The sequence below is a fragment of the uncultured Kiloniella sp. genome (assembly GCF_937128705.1).
In the GTDB taxonomy this organism is placed as follows: domain Bacteria; phylum Pseudomonadota; class Alphaproteobacteria; order Kiloniellales; family Kiloniellaceae; genus Kiloniella.
Genome location: NZ_CAKZMP010000247.1, coordinates 1 through 9,726 on the forward strand (window position 1 = coordinate 1; position 9,726 = coordinate 9,726).

Here is a 9,726-nt window from a genome sequence, read left to right on the forward strand (position 1 = left end):
AAGCTCTGGAAATTCCTCTGCGAGTTCATGCGGTGTGTGCTGTGACATTCCCACTCCCTTGTTGCTATCATCTACAGACACAACAATAGAACGAATGGGATATTCAGGCTTTGACGTAGGTCAAATCAAAACATCTTTTCGTTTAATTAATGCGAAGGATCTCAGGGCAAATGAGCCGAGACAATTTCAGTCAAAACTATCGTCGTCAGGGGCTCTAAGGGCGATACCACCAAGTAACATATCCACATCATCACCATTACCGGACAAGGGTAAAACAATGCTTTCCACATCTTTGATGCCAGGGAGTATGCCTGTATAAGGTAGAATAGTTCGAACCGGCTTTTTTTCTTGGAGAACGCGCTCATATAGCGCAAACATCAGGCTAGGTGGATTTTGCGTAGGAATTTCACTGATCCGCAGCCCCGTGTAGCTCTGAGTTGAGATCTCATCAATCAGGGTTCCAACAAGACGATATTCAAAATCAAGGGGATCATGATGAACATCAATCAGTTCACAATAAGGAAGCAATGATGGTATTGCTTGTGGGTCAATATCTGCACGGGTTGGTAATTCTTTAGCTCGAGGTAAAGATTGCCAATAATCAAACAACTTAACAAGATGAGAAGCTTCAAGGCATAAACTGTTATCGAAACTCGATCTGGCTTGCACTTATTTTCATCCTACTGCACAGCAAACAAACATACCCCATTTCAGGTCAGTATAGCACATCCTTGTTTAATCCGGCTTGAAAACCATCAAATAGAAAACAACTACAATCATAGGGAATGCCAGAGACCCTAATAAAATCCACCAACGATCAAATACCCAATACTCCGAAGGTACATCTGTATCACTCTCCAGCGCCACCTTGATCATATTCCGCATCCGAATTTGGATCCATACCACCGGAAGCCAGCAAAAACCCGCGCACAAATAAAGAATAATACCCCACAAAACCCAAGTATCACTTAAATCATAGCCCGTGGTAACAAGAAGTCCAATTCCCGAAAGAAGCTGTATAATCACAGAAGGCGTTGTAAACAGCCAATCGGCGATAACCACATGACGCACTGCAAAATACATCGCCGATAAATTTTTGCTACGGTTAGCCATAAACATATAAAATGCACTGCCAATCCCTGTACCAAAGAGAATTGTCGAGCTTAAGATATGTATCCATTTCAGGAGTTCATAATCCATTAGTTTATTGACCTTATCTCGCCACAACTCTCAACATCAATGCGCATAAGCACTTGAAGTATTAGTTTGTTTTTGACTTGTCCAGCAAACAAAATCCAGCCTAAAGTAACTTAACTTTCAATTCCCTTTCCAACACCATAGTTCGGAGCAAAAAGTGTCTGCAGGAGACCCAATATTTAAATCTGTCTTCGGCAAAGATTGGGACGGTCTTCCGCCCGTGATGAAAAAGCACTACGCCGTGCGCTCGAATAGTCATGATCGTGTTGTGGTCAAAGGAAGACTAGATATAAAAATATCACCAATGGTTAGCCTTATGGCACGGATCAGCGGCATGCTTCTCGCCTACTCTGGCAAAAATATCCCCGTTACCGTTGTTTTTAGGAGTGATCATAAAGGCAGTTCTTCGACATCTAATACACCCTTTTATTTTGATCGCACCTTTCACTTTCCAGACCATGGCGATATTACCTTTCGCTCTCGTATGGAACAGATTGAAAACAACATTTTGGTAGAATTCATGCGCTTTGGCATCGGTTGGAAACTCGCGTATGAGTGGGATGGCAAAAAGGTTATCCTGCGCCACAAAGGCTATGTCTGGCAGATCTTTGGGAAATTACTTCCCCTGCCGTTCTCATGGATAATGGGCAATGGTTATGCCGAAGAAACCCCGCTTTCTGATGACACTTTCTCTATGTGGACCCATGCCAAGCATGCCCTCTTCGGGCCAACCTTTGGCTATGCTGGTAATTTTAAAATCACGGAAGTCGAATGCCCCAAGTAAAAGTACCTCCCAAAACTGAGCGGACAGTTCTTATCCTTGGTGGGTATGGTAATTTTGGCAAGCGCATTGCCTCGGCCCTAACCCGAGACAACATCCCGGTTATTATCGCGGGCAGAAATGCAGAAAAAGCCAATGACTTTGCAAGTCAGCTTCCATCAAAATTAACGCAAACAGCATGCTTTGACGTAAATAAGGATCTAGCCGCTGAATTGAATCGCCTTAACCCAACTGTTGTTATCAATACCTGTGGCCCCTTCCAGAACAGTAACTACGATGTTGCTGAAACCTGTATCGACGCGTCTGTTCCCTACATTGATCTTGCTGATGGGCGGGATTTTGTTGTGGGCATTAAAGCCTTAAACGACAAAGCCAATGCAGCAGGTATTCCAGTTATTTCAGGCGCATCAACCGTCCCCGGGCTTTCATCTGCTGTATTGGAGAAATACAAAAGCCATTTTTCTGAAATAGACCAAATGATCTATGGTATTTCCCCCGGACAGGGTGCCGAACGCGGTCAGGCCACGACACAAGGTATACTCAGTTATCTGGGCAAAAAACTCTCTCCTGCGCAAGGGACATCAACTCCCCGCTACGGTTGGCAGGATATTTATCGCCAAGAATTCCCCATGCTCGGCAAACGCTGGATGGCAAACTGTGATATTCCCGATCTCGATCTTTTACCGTCACAGTACAACATCAAGTCTGTGCAATTTTCAGCAGGTATGGAACTGAGCTTGCTCCACCTCGGCCTTTGGGGTCTTTCGTGGTTTATCCGTTGGGGCATACCGCTGGAACTTGAAAAACATGCTGCCTCTTTGCTCAAGCTCAGTAACTGGTTCAACATCTTTGGCACCAGTGACGGTGGTATGCACATCATCCTCAAAGGTAAGGATAACAACGGTCAGGCGCTGACAAAAAAATGGTTCATTATTGGGCTGGACGGCGACGGCCCACAAATCCCAACAATTCCGGCCATTATCCTTGCGAAAAAGATTATTCGTGGTGAAAGTGTCCCATCAGGTGCCATGCCTTGTGTTGGCTTGGTTAACCTGAACGACTACCTAAAAGAACTTGCGCCCTTTCATATCCGTATCTTTGAAGATTAAGTCTGATGAAACTTGTTCCTGCCTGCCGCGAAGACCTCCCACTTTTGCCTTCGATTGCTCTGAGGTCAAAAAGCCATTGGGACTACCCTCAGGATTTCTTGGATAAATGTAAGATCTTTTTCGAAGAAGAGTTCACAGAAGAATACCTGAAAGAATCCCACACATTCCTTATCAAGCAAGACGAGGAAGTCATTGGTATGGGCAGTCTGTTATGGAAAGAGGTGCCGATGATTGATAATTTCTGGCTGTTACCAGAAAATATCGGGAAAGGTTATGGCAAACAGGCTTTTGACCTTCTTTTGACAGAGGCCAGAACCCTTGGCTGGCCGAACCTTACTGCAATTGCAGATATTTATGCCGAAGGTTTTTACAAAGCCATGGGTGCCAAACGCGTGGGCGAAGTTCCTTCCGAGGTGCAAGACAGGATGCTCCCCAAAATGTTTATTGATCTCAGTTAGCTGACAGTTGGTAATGTTACCTGATTATGCGCGAACCAATCCGCGAGATGGTCGATTAAAAAACGAACACGGCGGGGTTGAGTTGCGCCGTCGGGGTAAACAATCTGAAGCGCAGCAGGCACCGCGGCAAAATCTTCCAAAACAGGCATTAAAGCCCCTGATTTGAGATCATCTTGAATATCCCAGATAGATTTCAACGCAAGGCCGTGTCCGGCACGGCACCAGATTCTGACCAGATGCCCATCATTCACCGTACGATTACCACGGACAAAATACTTCTTTTGCCGCCCCTCAACATCAAAGCGCCACGCATGATCAACCTGATTGCCAAACCTCATCAAGATGCAATTGTGGTGGATCAAATCTTCCGGATGGCCGGGGGTACCATTCCTATCAAGATAATCAGGCGACGCACACACCACGCGTCTGTTAGCCCCCAGCTTTTTGATACGGAGTGAACTGTCAGCTAAAACCCCAAGGCGTATCGCGAAATCAAGCCCTTGCCCCACAAGATCAACATATCCATCGGTCAGGGTCAGATTAATACCGATTTCAGGATGCTGTTCCATAAAGCTGTCCAGCAAAGGAACAATCCGGTTATACCCCAGATCAATTGGGGCACTGATATGGATGGTTCCCGAAATCTTTTCCACGCCAAGCTTGATGCGGGATTGAACCTCGTCAGCTTCGGCCAAAATACGCCGGGCACCCGACACAAGTTCACGCCCCTCATCCGTCAAACTGATCGAGCGTGTCGTCCGTGTTAAAAGGCTTGCCCCATAGTAAGCTTCCAGCGCAGCAAGGCGTTCTGAAACACTTGCCGGAGACAACCCAAGTTCACGCCCGGCAGCGGCCATTCCGCCCTTTTCCACAATACGCAAAAACAGCGTCAGATTATCCAGATCCATAATGTCGGGACCTTTGCATTATTCGGAATTTCCAAAATATCATTTCGAATTTTGCGCAATTATCAGACGACATAGCAAGTGCTATTTGATAATCACGAAAGGAAAAGCCCCTTATGCAACTTGATCATATCACCATACGCACCCGGAATCTTGCGGTCACACGTGACTTCTTTCTCAGTGTCTTTGATTTGGAAGAGCGTGAACGCCCCCAGACTATTAAACGCATACCCGGTCACTGGCTCTATTCAGATAATCGCCCAATCGTCCATCTGATCGGGTCCCATGGTCACGGTATCGACTGTGCTGCAGAAGCTTTTGATCATGTTGCCTTCCGATTACACGGCTATCAGGAATTCAAGGAGAAACTTCGCAAACTAGGCGTCCGTTATAGCTGTATGGATCTTCCTGAAATTGAAGAACGACGGCTTTTCTTTCGCACGCCCTGTGGCCCCCTTCTAGAAGCAGTATTCGCCGCTTCTGCCCACGATTTTATTGATGACGAACAAGGAATATAAACATGACCAGCGCTCTCTTCCTGCCTCTCTCTCTTGGCCCGGCAATTCTGCCAAACCGAATTGCCATGTCGCCGATGACCCGTGCCCGGACGACACAACCCGGCAACATCCCCAACGCACGCATGGCGGAATATTACGCACAAAGAGCATCCGCAGGATTGATTATCAGTGAAGCGACCCAGATTTCTCAACAGGGCCAGGGGTATTCCTTCACCCCTGGTATTTTCTCCGATGACCATATAGATGGCTGGAAACTTGTCACCAATGCCGTTCACAAAAAAGACGGACGTATCTTCCTGCAGCTATGGCACGTCGGGCGTATGAGCCACGAAAGCTTTCATGCCGACGGCAAGCCAGTTGCCCCTTCGGCCTTGTCTCCTGATGCTCAGGTCTGGGTTGTTGACCCGGCCACTGGCGAGGGAAACATGGTTGATTGCCCGACCCCCCGTGCACTGGAAAAACACGAAATCGCCGCCATCGTCAACAACTTCCGACAAGCCGCAGCCAATGCAATTTCTGCAGGTTTTGACGGTGTTGAAATTCACGGTGCCAATGGCTATTTGATTGACCAGTTCCTACGCCGCTCATCAAATCACCGTACGGATGAATACGGTGGATCACAGGAAAATCGCATTCGCTTTCTGGTCGAAGTTGCCGAAGCTATCGCGGATGAAATAGGCGCAGACCGGACAGGCATCCGCTTGTCCCCCTACATCACCCAACGCAATATGGCTGACGAGGAAATTATTGATGTCATCCTCAAATCAGCCCAAGAACTCAACCGGATAGGCCTAACCTATATCCATTTGTCCGAAGCAGATTGGGACGATGCCCCGCAAGTACCAGATCGGTTCCGCCACCAACTGCGCGCCCTTTATTCCGGTAAGATTATCGTTGCCGGAAAATACACCAAAGAGCGTGGTGAACAGATTATTTCTGATGGATTGGCAGATATCATCGCCTATGGACGTCCCTTTATTGCCAACCCGGATTTGCCGCATCGGTTTGCCAACAACTTGCCGCTTGCCGACTTTGACGGCGGCACTCTCTTTGGCGGCACAGAAAAAGGCTATAGCGACTACCCCGCTTGGAAAGAGGCATCATGACCTTATCCCCAGAAGAAACTCTGGCGGGTTGGCAAAATGGTAACATCGGTACCGAACGCGTTCTCACCACCGATGATATGACAGTTTGGCATCTACGATTAGATCCCGGAGCAACCATAAAACCCCATCGTCACGACCATCCTTATTTTTGGACGGTCCTGACAGATGGCACAGGACTATCCCGGTTTGATGACGGTCGGGAAATTGCCATTACCTATAAAGCCGGAGATACCCAGCATTTCCCTGACCTAACCCCGGAAACCGGATTTGTGCACGATCTGACCAATAGCGGCGACACGCCACTGGTTTTTGTAACGGTTGAGTTTAATTCCATCGTTGATCCCAACCTTGGTCTAAAGACAATCTAAACCTCAAGAAAGTCGCACCTCCCAATACGATCAAGAACACCTGACATGAAAAGGAAACACAAAATGAAAGCTGTTGCTTTAACCCATTACCTTCCCATCGAAGATCCCAATTCTTTCTTTGATGCGGAGCTTGAAAAACCAACACCAGCGGGCCGGGATATCCTTGTCTCAGTCAAGGCCGTTGCCGTTAACCCCGTTGATACCAAAGTCCGCGCCCCCAAGGACACCATCGAAGAAACCCCGCGTGTCATTGGCTATGACGCCAGTGGTGTCGTTGAAGCCGTTGGCGAAGACGTTACATTGTTCAAGGTCGGTGACGAGGTTTACTACGCCGGAGATATCACCAGGTCAGGCACCAATGCTGAATTTCAGCTGGTTGATGAACGTATTGTCGGGCACAAACCTAAATCTCTGTCTCATGCCCAAGCTGCCGCCCTGCCCCTAACCACAATCACAGCCTACGAAGCGTTCTTTGATCGTCTGTCTATTGATCCCAACGGCGCAAACAAAGATGAGAGCATTCTCATCATTGGTGCCGGGGGCGGTGTTGGCTCTATCGGTATCCAGCTTGCCAAACGCGCAGGCCTAAAGGTGATCGCAACAGCCTCTCGCCCGGAAACCACAGCTTGGGTTACAGAACTTGGGGCCGATCACGTCGTCAATCACCGTGAAGATATGGTTCAACAGGTTCGCGCCCTTGGTATGGAGCATGTGGATCACATTGCCATCTTTAACGACATGCGCCATTGGGAAACAGCCGTCGAGTTAATCCGCCCCCAAGGTGGTATTGTTACTATTGATGACACGGATCAACCAATGCCGATGGCGGGCATGAAAATGAAGGCTGCCAGCCTACATTGGGAGTTCATGTTCGCCCGTGCCATGCATAATACGCCTGATATGATCGAGCAACACATGCTCTTGAGCCACGTCGCCAAAGAGATTGATGCCGGGCATATCCGGACAACAGTATCCGATATCCTCTCCCCCATTAACGCCGAGAACATCCGAAAAAGCCATGCCTTGATCGAAGCGGGTAATGTGAAGGGAAAAATTGTTCTGGAAGGTTTTTAGGCCGAGAACAGTAACGAACAGTAGTTTATATTACCCTGCCCTTACGGCTCGCTTGAAAAGGCGAGCCGTTTTTTTTCAACACCTAGAAAAAGACAGCTCTTTCTGATCTCTTCCCAACCACTCCTGAAATTACATTCCAGAGATCCTTCACTCATTGATCTCGTAAGAAAAAACATCCCCAAGCGAACAATCAAACACGTGGGCGATTTGAAAAGCCAGCTCTAGCGACGGTGAGTATTTCGCCTTTTCAATCGCCACAATCGTCTGTCGAGAAACGCCGGTTTTTCCCGCCAATTCCTTTTGCGTCATTTCATCGTGGTCAAAACGTAATCGGCGAATATTGTTGGTAATCTGCCCCTTCACCATTTCCCTTTTAACCATTTCAGATTCCCCCGCGATAGAGGAAGAGCTTGACCAGATCACCAATGACGTTGGCAATAAACATGAAAAAAATGATCAACAAGAAAACCAGTGCAGGCGCAAGAACGTCCAGCGCCAAGATACCCATGGATACCAGAAACCCAAAGCTGAAAACCAACAGGATGATTTGCATGGACTTAAGGTCGAACAGCTTATCCCGCTCGTCATTCATCATCGGCTCATAGTCCTTGGTCACAATGGCATGAATAATGGTAAAGAGGATATGCACCACAATGCTAACCACAATGCCACCACCCACAAGAACAAAGAAACTCTTCCCGATCAAACGATATCCATCCGGCCCGTCCATCGCCCCGTCCTGATAGAAGCCGAACATATAAAAGCCAAATACCCCAAACATAATCAACGTGGTTATAAGGGAAACACCCACTCTTCTTTCCTGTTGTGACATCGCTATCATCTTCCCGTCATCTCTTTTAAGTACCACCACAAAACATGTCTTATATTTACGACACAATGTTAAACAAATCATTCATCGAGTCAAATATATTTGACTCGATTTTAAAATGAAGTCACAGTACGAACGATCGCGATCAAGGGTGAGGTTCAGTAAATCATACCGAAAATATCGCGCTTCGGAATATCAGACAGGCCTGATTACAAAGGCCACAGTAACAAAGTATCAGAGCAAAAGAACGTACAGAGGAAAAAATATGACAGCACAAAAATCTCCGCCGATGGCATCAACAAGGACAAATTCACCCTCTGCGAAATTTTGGGACAAGAATGCAGATCGCTATTCAAAATCTACTATCTCCAATCAAGCCGCTTATGAAAAGAAGCTGGAAATCACACAAAGCTATTTCACACCTGACATGGACGTTCTGGAGCTTGGCTGTGGCACAGGCTCAACGGCCCTTATTCACGCACCTTTTGTAAAACATATCCGCGCCGTTGATATTTCGCAAAAGATGCTAGAGATTGCACAGGACAAGGCCGAGAAAGAGAACATAACAAACGTCACCTTTGATCAGGCAGCCATTGATACTTTCACTGCCCCGGACCAATCCTATGACATCATCATGACCCACAGCGTGCTTCACCTGCTCGACGACAAAGAAGCCACCATCGCCAACATCCATAAAATGCTCAAACCCGGCGGTTATTTTATCAGCAGCACCGTCTGCCTAACTGGTATTATGAAACTCCTGCAACTAGTCGTGCCCATCGGCAGACTGTTCGGCTTTATGCCACTGGTAAAATTCTTCTCCGCCAAACATCTGGAAAAATGCATCACCAATGCAGGCTTTGAAATCATCAGTTCCTGGGAACCGGAAAAAAGCCATTCAGTGTTTATTGTAGCGCAAAAATAGATGATGAAATTTATCAAGCTTAACCAAGGATGGAATGCTGAACCCAACGCCCCAACCCCACAGATAGAATTGAAAAAATCTGTTTTGGAACTTCACTTTTTTCTCAATCCATATCAATTCGAAATTTACAATGAAGGTGACAAAGGCTGTTTGCAATTTTCAGATTGTTCACGCTTCCGCTTTACTGACATTAACGATGAAGCATGGTATAGAGGAGAATGTCGCTTTAGCACGTTAGCCCCGAGTTGGGGAGAGTTTTACCTTGTAGAAGGTGATTTCAAAGAACAACAAAATAATACGCCATGGCAATACCACGCTAACCATAATGCTTCTTTGGATAATTTCTTATTTTATTTCCGAGATTACGCATTTGAATGCAGCGCAAAAAGCTGGTCATTCAGCTTAACTCATTAAACTCAACGCACATGAAACGAATATAATCAGGAAAAGAAATTG

General features: G+C 46.8%; 14 protein-coding genes. 9 read left to right on the plus strand and 5 right to left on the minus strand.

Going from position 1 to position 9,726, the window contains the following annotated elements; translation table 11 throughout:
* Positions 1-186: 186 nt before the first annotated feature.
* Complete coding sequence (locus tag Q0241_RS12840; RefSeq protein WP_299378046.1) at positions 187-669, minus strand: PAS domain-containing protein; 483 nt, start codon at positions 667-669, stop codon at positions 187-189.
* Between the two features lie 66 nt (positions 670-735).
* Complete coding sequence (locus Q0241_RS12845; protein WP_299378049.1) at positions 736-1,200, minus strand: DUF2269 domain-containing protein; 465 nt, start codon at positions 1,198-1,200, stop codon at positions 736-738.
* 154 nt (positions 1,201-1,354) lie between these two features.
* Between Q0241_RS12845 and Q0241_RS12850 the strand changes: the two genes are divergently transcribed.
* From Q0241_RS12850 to Q0241_RS12860, 3 genes are read left to right on the plus strand one after another with little or no spacing between them, the layout of a single operon-like run.
* Positions 1,355-1,981 carry a DUF4166 domain-containing protein gene (locus tag Q0241_RS12850; protein WP_299378052.1) on the plus strand — a complete coding sequence of 209 codons (627 nt, stop codon included), beginning with the start codon at positions 1,355-1,357 and terminating at the stop codon, positions 1,979-1,981.
* Positions 1,969-3,087 carry a saccharopine dehydrogenase NADP-binding domain-containing protein gene (locus Q0241_RS12855; RefSeq protein ID WP_299378055.1) on the plus strand — a complete coding sequence of 373 codons (1,119 nt, stop codon included), beginning with the start codon at positions 1,969-1,971 and terminating at the stop codon, positions 3,085-3,087. Before Q0241_RS12850 ends, Q0241_RS12855 begins: the two co-directional genes overlap by 13 nt.
* A 5-nt stretch (positions 3,088-3,092) precedes the next feature.
* Positions 3,093-3,545, plus strand: coding sequence for a GNAT family N-acetyltransferase (locus Q0241_RS12860; protein WP_299378058.1), 453 nt, complete (start codon positions 3,093-3,095; stop codon positions 3,543-3,545).
* On the opposite strand, the gene Q0241_RS12865 is transcribed toward Q0241_RS12860, so the two are convergent.
* On the minus strand, positions 3,542-4,453 hold the full coding sequence (locus Q0241_RS12865) for a LysR family transcriptional regulator (RefSeq protein ID WP_299378061.1): 912 nt from the start codon (positions 4,451-4,453) through the stop codon (positions 3,542-3,544). The genes Q0241_RS12860 and Q0241_RS12865 overlap by 4 nt on opposite strands.
* 113 nt (positions 4,454-4,566) lie before the next feature.
* Between Q0241_RS12865 and Q0241_RS12870 the strand changes: the two genes are divergently transcribed.
* From Q0241_RS12870 to Q0241_RS12885, 4 genes are all read left to right on the plus strand, one after another.
* A complete protein-coding gene (locus Q0241_RS12870) occupies positions 4,567-4,968 on the plus strand; it encodes a hypothetical protein (protein WP_299378064.1) in 402 nt (133 codons plus the stop codon).
* A gap of 2 nt (positions 4,969-4,970) precedes the next feature.
* The gene (locus tag Q0241_RS12875) at positions 4,971-6,074 is read left to right on the plus strand and encodes an alkene reductase (RefSeq protein ID WP_299378067.1); all 1,104 of its coding nucleotides are present in this window, start codon (positions 4,971-4,973) and stop codon (positions 6,072-6,074) included.
* On the plus strand, positions 6,071-6,442 hold the full coding sequence (locus Q0241_RS12880) for a cupin domain-containing protein (RefSeq protein ID WP_299378069.1): 372 nt from the start codon (positions 6,071-6,073) through the stop codon (positions 6,440-6,442). The genes Q0241_RS12875 and Q0241_RS12880 overlap by 4 nt, the downstream gene beginning before the upstream one ends.
* A 63-nt stretch (positions 6,443-6,505) precedes the next feature.
* Positions 6,506-7,516 carry a zinc-binding alcohol dehydrogenase family protein gene (locus Q0241_RS12885; protein WP_299378071.1) on the plus strand — a complete coding sequence of 337 codons (1,011 nt, stop codon included), beginning with the start codon at positions 6,506-6,508 and terminating at the stop codon, positions 7,514-7,516.
* 147 nt (positions 7,517-7,663) lie between these two features.
* Here the strand turns inward: Q0241_RS12885 and Q0241_RS12890 are convergent, their stop codons facing one another.
* Together Q0241_RS12890 and Q0241_RS12895 are read right to left on the minus strand one after the other, a co-directional pair.
* Positions 7,664-7,882 carry a helix-turn-helix transcriptional regulator gene (locus Q0241_RS12890; RefSeq protein WP_366941180.1) on the minus strand — a complete coding sequence of 73 codons (219 nt, stop codon included), beginning with the start codon at positions 7,880-7,882 and terminating at the stop codon, positions 7,664-7,666.
* A gap of 16 nt (positions 7,883-7,898) precedes the next feature.
* Positions 7,899-8,327, minus strand: a complete 429-nt coding sequence (locus tag Q0241_RS12895; protein ID WP_299378076.1) for a hypothetical protein — start codon at positions 8,325-8,327, stop codon at positions 7,899-7,901.
* A 283-nt stretch (positions 8,328-8,610) separates the two neighbouring features.
* On the opposite strand from Q0241_RS12895, the gene Q0241_RS12900 reads away from it, so the two are divergent.
* Entirely contained in the window at positions 8,611-9,270 is a 660-nt protein-coding gene (locus Q0241_RS12900) for a class I SAM-dependent methyltransferase (RefSeq protein ID WP_299378079.1), read from the plus strand.
* Positions 9,271-9,684 carry a hypothetical protein gene (locus tag Q0241_RS12905; protein WP_299378082.1) on the plus strand — a complete coding sequence of 138 codons (414 nt, stop codon included), beginning with the start codon at positions 9,271-9,273 and terminating at the stop codon, positions 9,682-9,684.
* Positions 9,685-9,726 lie beyond the last annotated feature (42 nt).

Bases quoted from the DNA above. Each gene is read 5' to 3' on its own strand.
- Q0241_RS12845 (WP_299378049.1), bottom strand. From the start codon at position 1,200: ATGGATTATGAACTCCTGAAATGGATACATATCTTAAGCTCGACAATT.
- Q0241_RS12855 (WP_299378055.1), top strand. From the start codon at position 1,969: ATGCCCCAAGTAAAAGTACCTCCCAAAACTGAGCGGACAGTTCTTATC.
- Q0241_RS12860 (WP_299378058.1), top strand. From the start codon at position 3,093: ATGAAACTTGTTCCTGCCTGCCGCGAAGACCTCCCACTTTTGCCTTCG.
- Q0241_RS12865 (WP_299378061.1), bottom strand. From the start codon at position 4,453: ATGGATCTGGATAATCTGACGCTGTTTTTGCGTATTGTGGAAAAGGGC.
- Q0241_RS12870 (WP_299378064.1), top strand. From the start codon at position 4,567: ATGCAACTTGATCATATCACCATACGCACCCGGAATCTTGCGGTCACA.
- Q0241_RS12875 (WP_299378067.1), top strand. From the start codon at position 4,971: ATGACCAGCGCTCTCTTCCTGCCTCTCTCTCTTGGCCCGGCAATTCTG.
- Q0241_RS12880 (WP_299378069.1), top strand. From the start codon at position 6,071: ATGACCTTATCCCCAGAAGAAACTCTGGCGGGTTGGCAAAATGGTAAC.
- Q0241_RS12885 (WP_299378071.1), top strand. From the start codon at position 6,506: ATGAAAGCTGTTGCTTTAACCCATTACCTTCCCATCGAAGATCCCAAT.
- Q0241_RS12890 (WP_366941180.1), bottom strand. From the start codon at position 7,882: ATGGTGAAGGGGCAGATTACCAACAATATTCGCCGATTACGTTTTGAC.
- Q0241_RS12900 (WP_299378079.1), top strand. From the start codon at position 8,611: ATGACAGCACAAAAATCTCCGCCGATGGCATCAACAAGGACAAATTCA.
- Q0241_RS12905 (WP_299378082.1), top strand. From the start codon at position 9,271: ATGATGAAATTTATCAAGCTTAACCAAGGATGGAATGCTGAACCCAAC.